This window comes from Pseudomonas izuensis, from assembly GCF_002356535.2.
In the GTDB taxonomy this organism is placed as follows: Bacteria; Pseudomonadota; Gammaproteobacteria; order Pseudomonadales; family Pseudomonadaceae; genus Aquipseudomonas; species Aquipseudomonas izuensis.
Window position 1 is genome coordinate 1,011,038 of record NZ_AP017423.2, and the last position, 15,036, is coordinate 1,026,073.

At 60.0% G+C, this 15,036-nt stretch carries 14 protein-coding genes and 1 tRNA gene; 6 read left to right on the plus strand and 9 right to left on the minus strand.

Features of this window, described 5'->3' with window-relative positions; translation table 11 throughout:
- Positions 1 to 13: 13 nt before the first annotated feature.
- The 8 genes from LAB08_RS04500 to LAB08_RS04535 all read right to left on the minus strand — a co-directional run bounded on the left by LAB08_RS04500 (position 14) and on the right by LAB08_RS04535 (position 7,658).
- Complete coding sequence (locus tag LAB08_RS04500) at positions 14 to 232, minus strand: formate dehydrogenase subunit delta (protein WP_096513333.1); 219 nt, start codon at positions 230 to 232, stop codon at positions 14 to 16.
- A complete protein-coding gene (fdhF, locus tag LAB08_RS04505; protein ID WP_096513332.1) occupies positions 229 to 3,105 on the minus strand; it encodes a formate dehydrogenase subunit alpha in 2,877 nt (958 codons plus the stop codon). Before fdhF ends, LAB08_RS04500 begins: the two co-directional genes overlap by 4 nt.
- Complete coding sequence (locus tag LAB08_RS04510; RefSeq protein ID WP_096513331.1) at positions 3,102 to 4,658, minus strand: formate dehydrogenase beta subunit; 1,557 nt, start codon at positions 4,656 to 4,658, stop codon at positions 3,102 to 3,104. Before LAB08_RS04510 ends, fdhF begins: the two co-directional genes overlap by 4 nt.
- A complete protein-coding gene (locus LAB08_RS04515; protein WP_096513330.1) occupies positions 4,658 to 5,134 on the minus strand; it encodes a formate dehydrogenase subunit gamma in 477 nt (158 codons plus the stop codon). The genes LAB08_RS04510 and LAB08_RS04515 overlap by 1 nt, the downstream gene beginning before the upstream one ends.
- 484 nt (positions 5,135 to 5,618) lie before the next feature.
- Positions 5,619 to 6,059, minus strand: a complete 441-nt coding sequence (locus LAB08_RS04520) for a hypothetical protein (RefSeq protein WP_096513329.1) — start codon at positions 6,057 to 6,059, stop codon at positions 5,619 to 5,621.
- 385 nt (positions 6,060 to 6,444) lie between these two features.
- The gene (locus LAB08_RS04525) at positions 6,445 to 6,945 is read right to left on the minus strand and encodes a DUF3916 domain-containing protein (protein WP_096513328.1); all 501 of its coding nucleotides are present in this window, start codon (positions 6,943 to 6,945) and stop codon (positions 6,445 to 6,447) included.
- Between the two features lie 146 nt (positions 6,946 to 7,091).
- On the minus strand, positions 7,092 to 7,421 hold the full coding sequence (locus LAB08_RS04530) for a hypothetical protein (protein WP_096513327.1): 330 nt from the start codon (positions 7,419 to 7,421) through the stop codon (positions 7,092 to 7,094).
- A gap of 152 nt (positions 7,422 to 7,573) precedes the next feature.
- Positions 7,574 to 7,658, minus strand: a tRNA-Leu gene (locus LAB08_RS04535).
- A 107-nt stretch (positions 7,659 to 7,765) separates the two neighbouring features.
- Between LAB08_RS04535 and queA the strand changes: the two genes are divergently transcribed.
- The 6 genes from queA to LAB08_RS04565 all read left to right on the plus strand — a co-directional run bounded on the left by queA (position 7,766) and on the right by LAB08_RS04565 (position 13,868).
- Positions 7,766 to 8,815 carry a tRNA preQ1(34) S-adenosylmethionine ribosyltransferase-isomerase QueA gene (queA, locus tag LAB08_RS04540; protein ID WP_096513326.1) on the plus strand — a complete coding sequence of 350 codons (1,050 nt, stop codon included), beginning with the start codon at positions 7,766 to 7,768 and terminating at the stop codon, positions 8,813 to 8,815.
- A gap of 14 nt (positions 8,816 to 8,829) precedes the next feature.
- Positions 8,830 to 9,945 carry a tRNA guanosine(34) transglycosylase Tgt gene (gene tgt / locus LAB08_RS04545; protein ID WP_172901690.1) on the plus strand — a complete coding sequence of 372 codons (1,116 nt, stop codon included), beginning with the start codon at positions 8,830 to 8,832 and terminating at the stop codon, positions 9,943 to 9,945.
- A gap of 43 nt (positions 9,946 to 9,988) precedes the next feature.
- A complete protein-coding gene (gene yajC, locus LAB08_RS04550) occupies positions 9,989 to 10,327 on the plus strand; it encodes a preprotein translocase subunit YajC (protein WP_007916913.1) in 339 nt (112 codons plus the stop codon).
- 63 nt (positions 10,328 to 10,390) lie between these two features.
- A complete protein-coding gene (gene secD, locus LAB08_RS04555) occupies positions 10,391 to 12,259 on the plus strand; it encodes a protein translocase subunit SecD (RefSeq protein ID WP_096513324.1) in 1,869 nt (622 codons plus the stop codon).
- A 9-nt stretch (positions 12,260 to 12,268) separates the two neighbouring features.
- Positions 12,269 to 13,183 (plus strand): protein translocase subunit SecF, encoded by a 915-nt coding sequence (gene secF, locus LAB08_RS04560; protein ID WP_096513323.1) that lies wholly within the window; start codon positions 12,269 to 12,271, stop codon positions 13,181 to 13,183.
- A 133-nt stretch (positions 13,184 to 13,316) separates the two neighbouring features.
- A complete protein-coding gene (locus LAB08_RS04565) occupies positions 13,317 to 13,868 on the plus strand; it encodes a glycine zipper 2TM domain-containing protein (protein ID WP_096513322.1) in 552 nt (183 codons plus the stop codon).
- Between the two features lie 271 nt (positions 13,869 to 14,139).
- Here LAB08_RS04565 and suhB read toward each other — a convergent pair whose 3' ends face one another.
- Positions 14,140 to 14,958 carry a type III secretion system regulator SuhB gene (gene suhB / locus LAB08_RS04570; RefSeq protein WP_007982736.1) on the minus strand — a complete coding sequence of 273 codons (819 nt, stop codon included), beginning with the start codon at positions 14,956 to 14,958 and terminating at the stop codon, positions 14,140 to 14,142.
- Positions 14,959 to 15,036: the final 78 nt, after the last annotated feature.

A 15,036-nucleotide genomic window follows, 5' to 3' on the forward strand; every position in this document is an offset into this window, starting at 1 on the left:
CAGTTCCTCTTATCTAAGCCTCCCACCCCGCCCCACTGACCGCCGCTTGCGCCAGCGGATGCAAGTCCGCCGGGTGCTCCGTTTGCCAGGCCAGCAATTCCTTGCGCATGCCGGGCGTCCAGTACAGCTGCAGATGATTTCGCACCCCGAGCACGGCCTGTTGCTGGTCCGGCTCGCTGGCGAAGTACTGGGCGATCTGGTTGGCCATTTTGATCAGGTTGGCAGTGCTCATCGGCGTACCTCCGCTTTGGCAGTTTGACGGCGTTCCTTGAGCAAACGGTGCTGTTCTTCCGTGAACGCCTGGAAGCGTTTTTGCCACTCCGAAGGGTGGTAGACACGACTGACTTCCACGGCGGTGACCTTGTATTCCGGACAGTTGGTGGCCCAGTCGGAGTTATCCGTGGTGATCACGTTGGCCCCCGATTCCGGGAAGTGGAACGTGGTGTACACCACGCCTGGCGCAACCCGTTCGGTGACCCGCGCACGCAATACGGTCTGGCCGGCGCGGCTGCCGATGCCGACCCAGTCGCCTTCGTTGATGCCACGGCTTTCGGCGTCGGTTGGATGGATTTCCAGGCGGTCTTCGTCATGCCAGGCGACGTTGTCGGTACGCCGGGTCTGGGCACCGACGTTGTACTGGCTGAGGATGCGCCCGGTGGTCAGCAGCAGCGGATAGCGGCTGTTGACCTTTTCCTCTGTGGGCACGTAGCCGGTGAGCATGAAGCGCCCCTTGCCGCGCACGAACTGCTCGATGTGCATGGTCGGCGTGCCGTCCGGTGCGGCGGCGTTGCACGGCCATTGCAGGCTGCCGTGGCGATCCAGTTCGGCGTAACTGACGTTGGTGAAGGTCGGCGTCAGGCTGGCGATTTCATCCATGATTTCCGATGGGTGTTTGTAATCCATCCGATAGCCCAGCGCATTGGCCAGGGCCACGGTGCCTTCCCAGTCGGCCTTGCCGCCCAGCGGCTCCATGACCTTGCGAACCCGCGAGATACGCCGCTCGGCGTTGGTGAAGGTGCCGTCCTTTTCCAGGAACGAAGCGCCGGGCAGGAACACGTGGGCGAACTTCGCCGTTTCGTTGAGGAAGATGTCCTGCACCACCACGCATTCCATGGCCGACAGGGCCGCGGTGACGTGTTGGGTATTCGGATCGCTCTGGGCGATGTCTTCGCCCTGGCAATACAGGCCCTTGAAGGTGCCGGCCAGCGCCGACTCGAACATGTTGGGAATGCGCAGGCCCGGGTCGGGTTGCAGAGTGACGTTCCACGCCTGTTCGAACTCGGTCCGCACCGCCACATTGGAGATGTGCCGGTATCCGGGCAACTCATGAGGGAAGGAGCCCATGTCGCAGGAGCCCTGAACGTTGTTCTGCCCCCGCAGCGGATTCACGCCCACGCCTTCGCGGCCGATGTTGCCGGTGGCCATGGCGAGGTTGGCGATGCCCATCACCGAGGTGCTGCCCTGGCTGTGTTCGGTGACGCCCAGGCCGTAGTAGATCGCTGCGTTGCCGCCGGTGGCATACAAACGTGCGGCGGCACGGATGTCGGCAGCGGCCACACCGCAGATAGGGCTGATGGCTTCCGGCGAGTTTTCCGCGCGGCTGACGAATTCGCTCCAACGGGCGAAATCGTTGCCCTCGCAACGGGCGTCGATAAAGGCCTGGTCTTGCAGGCCTTCGGTGATGATCACGTGGGCCAATGCGTTGAGCATGGCCACGTTGGTGCCGGGGCGCAGGGCCAAGTGATAGTCGGCACGGGCGTGCACCGTGTCCACCAGATCGATGCGTCGTGGATCGATGACGATCAGCCGCGCGCCTTCACGCAGGCGGCGCTTGAGCTGCGAAGCGAACACCGGGTGGGCATCGCTGGGGTTGGCACCCATCACCAGCACCACGTCGGCCTGCATCACCGAGTCGAAACTCTGGGTGCCGGCGGATTCGCCCAGGGTTTGCTTCAGGCCATAACCAGTCGGCGAATGGCAGACCCGGGCACAGGTGTCGACGTTGTTGTTGCCGAACGCGGCGCGTACCAGTTTCTGCACCAGATAGGTTTCTTCGTTGGTGCAGCGACTGGAGGTGATGCCACCGATGGAGTCGCGACCGTACTTTTGCTGCAGCCGACGGAATTCGCTGGCGGCGTAGGTCACCGCTTCGTCCCAGCTGACCTCTTGCCACGGGTCGCTGATGTGTTTGCGGATCATCGGCTTGGTGATGCGATCCGGGTGGGTGGCGTAGCCCCAGGCAAAGCGCCCCTTGACGCAGGAGTGGCCGTGGTTGGCTTGGCCGTTCTTGTCCGGAACCATGCGCACCAACTGGTTGCCTTTCATCTCGGCGCGGAACGAACAGCCCACGCCGCAATAGGCGCAGGTGGTGATCACGCTGCGTTCCGGCTGGCCCATTTCGACCACGTTTTTTTCCATCAAGGTCGCGGTGGGGCAGGCCTGCACGCAGGCGCCGCAGGACACGCACTCCGAGTCGAGGAAGTTCTCGCCACCGGCAGCGGCCACGCGGGATTCAAAACCGCGCCCGGTAATGGTCAGGGCAAAGGTGCCCTGGGTTTCTTCGCAGGCGCGCACGCAGCGGTTGCAGACGATGCACTTGCTCGGGTCGTAGTCGAAGTAGGGGTTGGAGGTGTCCTTCACGTCGGCCAGATGGTTCTCGCCTTCATAGCCATAACGCACTTCCCGCAGGCCGACCTGACCGGCCACGGTTTGCAGCTCGCAGTTGCCGTTGGCCGAGCAGGTCAGGCAATCCAGCGGGTGATCGGAGATGTACAACTCCATGACATTGCGACGCAGGGTCGCGAGCTTCGGCGTCTGGGTGTGCACCGTCATGCCTTCGGTGACCGGCGTGGTGCAGGACGCGGGGTAGCCGCGCATGCCGTCGATCTCCACCAGGCACATGCGGCAGGAGCCAAAGGCTTCCAGGCTGTCGGTGGCACAGAGTTTGGGAATGGTGGTGCCCATCAATGCAGCGGCGCGCATCACCGAAGTGCCTTCGGGCACGGTGATGCTGCGGCCGTCGATGTTCAGGGTGACTTGCACATCGCTTTCGCGGGCAGGAGTGCCAAGATCGATGTCGGTTTTCGGATCGAATACAGTGATCATTGCTCGGCCTCCGAGGCTTGCAGACCGAAGTCGGCGGGGAAGTACTTGAGGGCACTGGCGACCGGATAGGAGGTCATGCCGCCCAACGCGCACAGCGAACCGTATTGCAGCGTGTCGCACAGGTCCTTGAGGATGATCACCTGCTCATCACGACTGGCCTGATCCGGCGCGGCCAGCAGGCGGTCGATCACCTCTACGCCGCGGGTCGAGCCGATGCGGCAAGGGGTGCATTTGCCACAGGATTCCTCGGCGCAGAACTGCATGGCAAAACGGGCCATTTGGGCCATGTCGAGGCTGTCGTCAGCCACCACCACGCCACCGTGACCGAGCATCGCGCCGATGGCGGCGAAGGCCTCGTAATCCAGTGGCGTATCGAATTGCGACGGCGGCACCCAGGCACCGAGGGGGCCGCCAACTTGCGCGGCCTTCAGCGGACGACCACTGGCGGTCCCGCCGCCGTAGTCTTCCACCAGTTCGCGCAGGGTCAGGCCAAAGGCCCGTTCCACCAGACCGCCGTGGCGAATATTGCCCGCGAGCTGGAAGGGCATGGTGCCCAGTGAGCGGCCCATGCCGTAATCGCGATAGAACTGCGCACCCTTGGCCAGAATCAGCGGCACCGAGGCCAGGGTCAGCACGTTGTGCACCAGGGTTGGTTGGCCGAACAGGCCCTGCAGCGCGGGGATCGGCGGCTTGGCGCGGACGATCCCGCGTTTGCCTTCCAGCGAGTCCAGCAGGGCGGTTTCTTCACCGCAGATGTAGGCGCCGGCACCGACGCGCACTTCCATGTCGAAAGCCTGGCCGCAGCCGCCGACATTGGCGCCCAGATATCCGGCCTCACGGGCGATGTTCAGCGCTGCGCGCAGGGTGGCAACGGCGTCGGGGTATTCCGAGCGTACATAGATGTAGCCGAAGGTGGCGCCGACGGTAATGCCGGCAATGACCATGCCTTCGATCAGCAGGAAAGGGTCGCCTTCCATCAACATGCGGTCGGCGAAGGTACCGGAGTCGCCTTCGTCGGCGTTGCAAACAATGTACTTCTGCGCAGCCTGAGTGCCGCGCACCGTGCGCCATTTGATCCCGGCAGGGAAGGCCGCGCCGCCACGGCCACGCAGGCCTGAATCGAAGACTTCTGTTGCGGTCTGTTCACCACCAACGGTGATGGCCCTTTTCAGACCCTCGAAACCGCCGTGGGCTTGGTAATCCTCAAGCGACAGCGGCCGGGTAATGCCGGCGCGGGCGAACAGCAGGCGTTGTTGGGATTTGAGATAAGGCAGCTCTTCCACCAGACCCAGGGCCAGGGGATGACTGGAGTCTTTTTGCAGCGCATCGAGCACTGAAGGCACATCGTCTGCGGTCAGCGGGCCGAAGCCAATCCGGCCTTGCGGGCTGTCCACTTCCAGCAGCGGTTCCAGCCAGTACAACCCGCGCGAACTGGTGCGCTGTATCTCCAGCGGCAGATTAAGCGCTTTGGCCTGAGTGATCAGGGCCACGGATACCTCATCGGCACCTACGGCACGGGCAATGGAATCACAGGGCAGATAGAGAGTCGGCATCACACGTCCTCCCGGCAAGCGTCGAGCAGGGCATCTAGACGCTCAGCGCTCAGCCGCGCATGCACCCGTCCATCCAGCTCCAGGGCAGGCGAACAGGCGCAGGCACCGAGGCAATACACCGGACGCAAACTGATGCTGCCATCGGCACTGCTGCCGTGGTCATCCAGTTGCAGACGCTCGCGCAACTGCGCGGCCAACTGCTCGGCACCACGGCTCTGGCACGACTCGGCGCGGCACAAACGCAGAATATGGCGGGCCGGCGGCGAGGTACGGAAGTCATGGTAAAAACTGATCACCCCGCGAACCTCCGCCTGACTCAGGTTCAGCACATGGGCAATCTCGGGGACGGCCGCATCGGGGACGTAACCGATGCGTTCCTGAATATCATGAAGAATGGGCAACAGCGCGCCCGGAGTACCCTTATGGCGCTCCAGCAGACTGTTGACCACAGGCAGGTGCAAACTCTCATCAGGCATTCAGCAATCCTCACGGTCACGGACACACCAGAAGGTCGTCGGTCGTCCGAAAGTGTCGGCTGCGGCATTCACACCACGTCACGGTATCGTGGCATTTTCAGGCCGTTGGCCAGGGCACCCTGAATGGGCATCTTGTTGTGCCCGGCGCGGTCTTTGCCGCACATCGGTAAGGGCATAAAAGCCAGATTGCCACGCCGCCTTTGATTTATCCGCACCAGAGCGACGTGTTTGGTTCTGTCTACGACCTTGTATTGAGTCTAGAAGAACGCGGCATCAGGCGCCGTGCTTGAGGGGAGGTTGCTGGAGTTATGCACAGCGGATTGCCTGTGGAGAAGGTAACGATCAAGCCCACTGTAGGAGCGAGCCTGCTCGCGAAAAACGCAGGTAATCAACATCTGCTGTTGAATGAGCACCGTCATACTGCAAACAGCCTGAGAGGGATAATCCCCCGCTCCCACGTTATGCATGGAAGCGGGGAAAACCCTTAACCAAGCTCACCACAGAAAATATCGGGATTCCCGTCGGCCGGGCTTGTCCGCATCACCAGCGCGTATCCGCCGGACCGCAGCGAGTCATAAGCCAAAGGCACGCTCTTCCAGAGTTGGATGCCCGCCTGCTCGTTGAAGTTGTCAGTCACGATGCGATTGAGTGAATAGACCGGCTTGGGCTCGTGCCTGGCGCAGCTTCCCGAGTAGATATAGGTATACAAGTGCGCCGGAATTGCAGTGCCATTGGGTACACCGCCGACGAACAACGAGAGCGCCGTTTCACTACTGCTCAAGGGGGTCAGAATGGCCTGAGCGATATGCCCGGCATTGTAAGTAGTTGCATTCAAGGGAACGGCAACGATTTGCTTCGGGGCTGCACCAACCACTGAGATCCATCCTGCCGCTACCAGCAACGCCAGCGAAGTTACGACCTTCATCGTAAAACCTCCCGCCTTGTAAGGGCTCGTTGAAGAGATCCCCCACTGAATTTTAGTCAGCGGTCGGTCCAATCGCCATTGGGTTGTAGCAAACCCACTGTAGGAGCGAGCTCGCTCGCGAAAAACGCAAGACATCCACAAATCCCGCTGAATACCCCGGCCACCGCAACCAAGCCCGCTCTCACAGCGTCACGTCTGACTTTTGAAACCAAAAACCATTCTGGCGCCTCGCCCACTGCCCAGGCGTGGCGGTCGGTGTCTGTGGCGTAGGCAGCATCTTCAGTGAGAAGGGAAAAGGGGACGGATTTATTTTCACGCACTCGAGCCAAGCGATGCTTGTCGGATCATCACAATCTCTATGGGGCTAGCCTGCTCGCCAAAGCCGTCAGACCGGTTCCCCAATGCACCACCATTGTACTGCGACCTCATCATCAGGTTGAGTTACGTCATGCCCATGCTCGATGAAGTGCGATGGCTTTTGCAGTGCAAGAGCGTGGCTGATCCGCTCTGGCTTGAGCGTGTTGGTTTCTCCGAGAAAACCCAAATAGTAATTCCGGTCGTAGAAAATGGTGATCTCGCTCTGATGAACCCATGGCCACACCAGCAGGCAAGCGACGCGATAGTAACCCTGTGAGTGGTCAGCAGCGTTGGACAGGTGGCTAGCGGCTTCGAGCAGTTGTTGAATGCAGAAGGCTTGAACTTCAATCCTGGCTCGAGGGCCTTCGACCAGGGCCTCGTGCACCGGGATCTTCCAGTTTGTATAGCGCTCCATGCGCTCGGTTCGCGGGTGAAATTCGTCGCGAAAAGTGGAGGCCCAGTGTTCCAGAGCGCGGAGGCGGCGGGGAATGCCTCTGAGTGGTTTGTTGCTGAGGGCGATTTGCCGCATTGATACGTCCTTGTGAGCTGAAAGGGTCTTTCGTTGCTGTCTGCTGACGCAATTGAAAAGTGGGCAGATATACTTCCATATCAGCCAAAACCCTAGCCAGTATCAGTCGGTGTAAAGAGTTACCAAACGTTCCCTAACACGATCATTCACTGAATATCTTTCAAGTAATCCTTAAGTGCAATGAGCGGAGTATCGAGCTGCTCCAGCGTCTGCGCAGCACTGAAATCAGCTGACAATCTATTCAACTCTCGTCCCAATGGCTTACCGGCTCCACCTATGGCCTCAAGCGCCAGCCCCACGCATTCAGCTACTTTGCCCTTGATAGTCGCGACATCATCTCTGCGCACCAGCAACTCAAACACATCCCGCTGGTAATCCCCCATCACCAAGTCATCCCGCAAAATCGGACTCTGATCTTCCGTCTCATAAGCCAGCTTAAGAGAGAAGAGGGCGACGGTTTCCAGTTGCGATTCCATGGGTGAAGTCCTTGATGAGTGTCTGACTGACCGAGGGTGGGGAAAATCAAAAAAGCATCGCCAGCAGGCTGGCTCCTACAGGGCCGCGGGGTGTCAGGTGCTTTTCTGCAGGCGAAAAAAAAGGCCTTGCTAAGCAAGACCTTTCTTAATTTTGGTGCCCCGAGGGAGACTCGAACTCCCACTCCTTTCGAAAACGGATTTTGAATCCGCCGCGTCTACCAATTCCGCCATCAGGGCTCAATGGCGGCGAAGTATAGAGATGAGATAACCGTCGGTCAATCAGGTACATGGAGAATTTTTGATATTTCCGCTAGACTTCCCGGCCCTGCTAGACGAACCCCATCATGCGCGTTGCTGACTTTACTTTCGAGCTCCCTGATTCGCTGATCGCCCGCCATCCTTTGGCCGAGCGTCGCGGTAGTCGCCTGTTGACCCTGGATGGGGTTAGCGGCGCCCTGGCACACCGTCAATTCACTGATTTGCTGGAGCATTTGCGCCCCGGCGATTTGATGGTGTTCAACAATACCCGGGTGATTCCGGCGCGGCTGTTTGGCCAGAAGGCTTCCGGCGGCAAGCTGGAAATCCTGGTGGAGCGGGTGCTGGACAGTCATCGCGTGCTGGCCCATGTGCGCTCCAGCAAGTCGCCGAAGCCGGGGTCGAAGATCCTGATCGATGGCGGTGGCGAAGCCGAGATGCTGGCGCGTCACGATGCGTTGTTCGAGCTTGGGTTTGCCGAAGAGGTGTTGCCACTGCTCGACCGTGTCGGGCACATGCCGTTGCCTCCTTATATAGACCGCCCGGATGAAGGCGCGGACCGCGAGCGTTATCAGACCGTCTACGCCGAGCGTTTGGGCGCGGTGGCGGCGCCGACGGCGGGGCTGCATTTCGATCAGGTACTGATGGAGACGATTGCCGCCAAGGGTGTCGAGACGGCGTTCGTGACCCTGCACGTTGGCGCTGGCACGTTCCAGCCGGTGCGCGTCGAGAAAATCGAAGACCACCATATGCACAGCGAATGGCTGGAAGTCGGCCAGGACGTGGTGGATGCGGTTGCCGCCTGTCGCGCGCGCGGCGGTCGGGTGGTGGCGGTGGGGACCACCAGCGTTCGTTCCCTGGAAAGCGCTGCCCGTGATGGCGTGCTCAAGCCGTTCAGTGGCGATACCGACATCTTTATCTACCCGGGCCGGCCGTTTCATGTGGTCGATGCCCTGGTCACCAACTTCCATTTGCCTGAATCCACGTTGTTGATGCTGGTCTCGGCGTTCGCCGGTTATCCCGAGACCATGGCCGCCTATAAAGCCGCCGTCGACAACGAATACCGTTTTTTCAGCTACGGTGATGCGATGTTTATCACCCGTAACCCCGCACCACGTGGCCCTGAGGACAAAGAATGAGTCGCCAATGTCGTATGTCGTTTGAGTTACTTGCTACTGACGGCAAGGCTCGTCGTGGTCGCCTGACCTTCCCGCGCGGTACCGTCGAGACCCCGGCCTTCATGCCCGTGGGCACCTACGGCACGGTCAAGGGCATGTTGCCGCGGGATATCGAGGCCACTGGCGCTGAAATCATTCTGGGCAACACCTTCCATCTGTGGCTGCGTCCGGGCACGGAAGTGATCAAGAAGCACGGCGACCTGCACGATTTCATGAAGTGGAAAGGCCCGATCCTGACCGACTCCGGTGGTTTCCAGGTGTTCAGCCTGGGCGCCATGCGCAAGATCAAGGAGGAGGGTGTGACCTTCGCCTCGCCGGTCGACGGTGCCAAGGTGTTCATGGGGCCGGAAGAGTCGATGCAGGTTCAGCGTGACCTGGGCTCGGACATCGTGATGATTTTCGACGAATGCACGCCGTACCCGGCTGACGAAGACGTCGCTCGCGTATCCATGGAGTTGTCGCTGCGTTGGGCCCAGCGCTCGAAAAACGCTCATGGCGACAATACGGCGGCGCTGTTCGGCATCGTTCAGGGCGGTATGCACCAGGACCTGCGCATGCGCTCCCTGGAAGGCCTCGATAAGATCGGTTTTGACGGCCTGGCCATCGGTGGTCTGTCGGTGGGCGAGCCCAAGCATGAAATGATCAAGGTGCTGGATTACCTGCCGGGCCAGATGCCGGCTGACAAACCTCGTTACCTTATGGGCGTTGGCAAACCGGAAGATCTGGTGGAGGGTGTGCGCCGCGGTGTGGACATGTTCGATTGCGTGATGCCAACCCGTAATGCCCGCAATGGGCATCTGTTCATTGACACTGGCGTGATCAAGATCCGTAACGCGTTCCATCGCCATGATGATTCGCCGCTGGATCCGACCTGCGATTGCTATACCTGCCAGAACTTCTCCCGCGCTTATCTGCATCACCTGGACAAGTGCGGCGAAATGCTCGGGAGCATGCTCAATACCATCCATAACTTGCGCCATTATCAAGTGCTTATGGCTGGTTTGCGCGAGGCTATTCAACAGGGTACATTGGCCGCCTTTGTCGATGCCTTCTACGCCAAACGCGGGCTTCCCGTTCCGCCTTTGGACTGAGTTTTCTGACCCCAAGATTCAACATTTGCAACTGGAGTGCTAAATGAGCTTTTTTATCTCTAATGCCATGGCCGACGCTGCTGCACCGGCAGCTGCTGGCCCTATGGGCGGCGGCTTCGAGTGGATTTTCCTGGTCGGCTTCCTGGTCATCTTCTACCTGATGATCTGGCGTCCACAGGCCAAACGCGCCAAAGAGCAGAAGAACCTGCTGAGCAGCCTGCAAAAAGGCGACGAAGTTGTGACCACCGGCGGCATCGCTGGCAAGATCACCAAAGTGGCTGATGATTTCGTTGTTCTGGAAGTTTCCGACACTGTCGAAATGAAGTTCCAGAAAGGCGCTATCGCCGCCACGCTGCCCAAGGGCACGCTGAAAGCGATCTAAGTTTCAACTTCTACTCAATCGACGGGGCGCGCAAGGCGCCCCGCGTCATAAGCGGGCGGCGTGATGCTGAACAAATACCCTCTGTGGAAATACATTCTGATCCTGGCGGTGCTGGCGATCGGTCTGATTTATTCCGCTCCCAATCTTTATCCTGATGACCCGGCCATCCAGGTCAGCGGTGCAAGCACTGCGCTGCAGGTCAATCAGGCTGATCTGGACCGTGTGAGCGCTGCGCTCAAGGAATCCGGGATCGACGTCAAGGCCGCCACCCTGGCTGCCGGCGGCAAGGGCGGTCTGATTCGCCTGGTCAAGGCTGAAGACCAGTTGCCTGCCAAGGACGTCGTGCGCAAGACCCTGGGTGATGACTACGTCGTTGCCTTGAACCTGGCACAAACCACCCCGCAATGGCTGCGCAGCGTTGCCGCGCACCCGATGAAGCTGGGTCTGGACTTGTCCGGTGGTGTGCACTTCCTGCTTGAAGTGGACATGGAAAAAGCCCTCGATGCGCGCCTGAAAGTCTACGAAGGCGACGTCAAGAGCCTGTTGCGTAAAGAGAAACTGCGCTATCGCAGCCTGCCGCAACTGGGCGGTGCCATTCAGTTGGGCTTCTCCGATGAAGCGTCCCGCGAACAGGCCCGTACGATCATCCGCAAGAACTTCAACGATTTCGACATTGTTCCGGCCGACCTCAATGGTCAACCGGTGCTGCGTCTGGCGATGACCCCGGCCAAGCTGGCGGAAATCCGCGAATACTCCATCAAGCAGAACTTGACCACGGTACGTAACCGAGTCAACGAGCTGGGTGTTGCCGAACCGATTGTCCAGCGTCAGGGCGCCAACCGTATCGTGGTTGAGCTGCCGGGCGTGCAGGACACCGCGGAAGCCAAGCGTATCCTCGGCAAGACGGCCAACCTCGAGTTCCGTCTGGCGGCCGAGCCTGGCGCTTCGAAAGCCACTTCCGAAACCTTCGAGTTCCGTGAGGGCAAGCGTCCGCCGGCACAGATCGAGCGTGGCCTGATCATCACCGGTGACCAGGTGACTGACGCCAAGGCTGGCTTCGGCGAGCACGGCACGCCGGAAGTGAACATTCGCCTGGACGGTCACGGCGGCGAGCTGATGAGCCGTGCGACCCGTTCGAACGTGGGTCGCAGCATGGCGGTGATCTTCATCGAGCAGCGTCCGGTCACCACTTACACCAAGCAAGTGGTCGACGGCGTCGAGAAAGAAGTGGCGGTGCAGTCGTTCAAGGAAGAGAAGAAGATCATCAGCCTGGCGACCATTCAGTCGCCATTGGGCGCGCAGTTCCGCATCACTGGCCTGAATGGCCAGGGCGAATCGTCCGAACTGGCGCTGCTGCTGCGTGCCGGTGGTCTGGCGGCACCGATGTACTTCGCTGAAGAGCGCACCATCGGCCCAAGCCTGGGTGCGGACAACATCACCAAAGGTATCGATGCATCGCTGTGGGGCATGTTGTTCGTCTCGCTGTTCATCATCGCCATCTACCGCTTCTTCGGCATCATCGCCACCGTCGCGCTGGCGGTGAACATGGTCTTGCTGCTGGCCGTGATGTCGCTGCTGGGTGCCACGCTGACCCTGCCGGGTATCGCCGGTATCGTATTGACCATGGGTATGGCGGTCGACGCCAACGTACTGATCTTCTCGCGGATTCGTGAAGAGATCGCGGCGGGCATGAGTGTGCAGCGGGCAATCAACGAAGGTTTCGGTCGCGCATTCACTGCGATTCTCGACGCCAACCTGACCACCTTGCTGGTGGGCGGGATCCTGTTTGCCATGGGTACAGGTCCGGTCAAGGGCTTCGCAGTGACCATGTCCCTCGGGGTCTTGACCTCGATGTTCACGGCCATCATGGTCACCCGCGCGATGGTCAACCTGATCTTCGGCGGTCGTGACTTCAAGAAGTTGTGGATTTAAGGGGCTGCCATGTTACGTACAATCAACTTCATGGGCGTTCGCAACTTCGCGTTCGGCGTCACATTGTTCCTTACGGCACTGGCCATTTTCAGTGTCTTCCACAAGGGCATGAACTGGGGCCTGGACTTCACCGGCGGTACGCTCATCGAGCTGACCTACGAGCGTCCGGCCGACGTGACCAAGGTGCGCGAGCAGCTGGTTTCGGCCGGTTATCACGAAGCCGTGGTGCAGAACTTCGGCGCCACCACCGATCTGCTGGTGCGCATGCCTGGCGAAGACCCGCAACTGGGTCACCAGGTGGCTGGCGCGCTGCAGAAGGTCGGCGGCGACAACCCGGCGACGGTCAAGCGTGTCGAGTTCGTCGGCCCGCAGGTGGGTGAAGAGCTGCGCGACCAAGGCGGCCTCGGCATGCTGATGGCGCTGGGCGGCATCCTGATCTACCTGGCGTTCCGTTTTCAGTGGAAATTCGCTGTTGGTGCAATCGTTTCGCTGATCCACGACGTGATCGTGACCATCGGTATCCTGTCGTTCTTCCAGATCACCTTCGACCTGACGGTGCTGGCGGCGGTACTGGCGATCATCGGTTACTCGCTCAACGACACCATCGTGGTATTCGACCGGGTTCGCGAGAACTTCCGCGTACTGCGCAAGGCCAGCCTGATCGAGAACATCAACATCTCGACCACGCAAACGCTGCTGCGGACCATCGCGACTTCGGTCTCCACCTTGCTGGCGATCGCGGCACTGCTGTTCTTCGGTGGCGACAACCTGCACGGCTTCTCCCTGGCGCTGCTGGTGGGGGTTCTGGCGGGTACTTATTCGTCGATCTACATCGCCAACGTGGTGCTGATCTGGCTGAACCTGAGCTCCGAAGACCTGATTCCTACGGTGAGTGCCGAGAAGGAAGTCGACGACCGTCCTTGAAGGCTCTCTAATCCAGAGCAGCTCTTCCAGAGATGTAGTCCAAAAAGGCGCGAGTTGAACTCGCGCCTTTTTTTGTGCTCCAAGGCTGGGAGAAGCGCGGGTTTATCCCGCATTTGATGGTCAGGAGGTTCATGTGAACAAGTCGATGCTGGTTGGTGCTGTACTGGGTGCTGTCGGTGTGACTGCCGGGGGTGCTTTGGCCACCTACAGCCTGGTTAAGAAAAGCGGCCCTGAGTATGCGCAAGTACTCGCCGTTGAGCCGGTCAAGACGCAAATCAAGACTCCACGTGAAGTGTGCAAGGATGTCGCGGTAACCCGGCAAGCGCCGGTTAAAGATCAACACCAGATCGCCGGTACGGTGGTCGGTGCAGTGGCAGGTGGTTTGCTGGGCAACATGGTTGGCGGTGGTAATGGCAAGAAGCTGGCCACTGTCGCGGGTGCGGTTGGCGGCGGTTACGCCGGCAACAAGGTGCAGGAAGGCATGCAGGAGCGTGACACCTACACCACGACCCAAACCCGTTGTAATACGGTGAACGACATCAGTGACAAGGTCGTGGGTTACGACGTGCGGTACTCGCTGGACGGCAAGGAAGGCAAGGTGCGCATGGATCGTGATCCGGGGAATCAGATTCCTGTGGATAAAGAGGGCAAGTTGATCTTGTCGGAGAATCAGCAGGCTCATTGATCCGCTGAAGGCAGATTCAAAAAAAAGCACCCTGCGGGGTGCTTTTTTTGTGCCTGAAATACAGCTTCGAAAACACTGTAAAAACCTGTGGGAGCGGGCTTGCCCGCGATGACGGTATCACTTGCGCCCTATGCGGCGACTGATCCACCGCTATCGCGGGCAAGTCGAATCGTCGCACCGCCGCTCCCACAGGGATCTACGGTGTTATTGAGGGCGAATCGCAGGCATAAAAAAAGCACCCCGAAGGGTGCTTTTTTCTGTCGCTGGAAGCTTAGCGCTTCAGCGAGGCCGGCAGGTGCGGCTGGATCGCCGTCAGCACTGCCTTGAAGCATTTGGTGTTGCCGGCAACGACGTGGCCTTTTTCAAGGAAGTCGTGACCACCGGTGAAGTCGCTCACCAGGCCGCCTGCTTCTTGAATCAGCAGGGCGCCTGCAGCCATGTCCCACTCGGACAGGCCCGATTCCCAGAACGCATCGAAACGACCGGCGGCCACGTAGGCCAGGTCCAGGCTCGCGGAACCTGCGCGACGGATGCCAGCTGTCTGGCCAACCAGGGCGCGGAACATGCCCAGGTAGTTGTCGAGGTTGTCCATCTGGTCGTCACGGAACGGGAAGCCGGTACCCAGCAGGGCGCCGTCCAGGCTGGTGCGGCCGCTGACGCGCAGGCGACGACCGTTCAGTTGGGCGCCGCGACCACGGCTGGCGGTGAATTCTTCCTGGCGAACCGGATCCAGAACAACGGCGTGTTCCAGGCGACCGCGGTATTTGCAGGCGATGCTGACAGCGAAGTGAGGAATGCCGCGCAGGAAGTTGGTGGTGCCGTCCAGTGGATCGATGATCCACAGGTACTCTTCGCCTTCGATGCCGGTGCCGGCGTGCATGCCGGTTTCTTCACCCATGATCGAGTGATTCGGGTAAGCCTTGCGCAGGGCGTCGATGATTTTCTGTTCGGCGGCGCGGTCCACCTCGGATACGTAATCCTTGGCGTCTTTTTCGTCGACCTTGATGGTATCCAGGCGCTCGATGGAGCGGAAGATCAATTCACTGGCGCTGCGGGCGGCGCGCAGCGCGATATTCAGCATGGGCTGCATGGATGTGTCACCTAAGGTTGTTAAAGAAAGCCGGGCATTCTATCAGAAAGTTTCTACAGGAGAAGGACGACGTTCGCT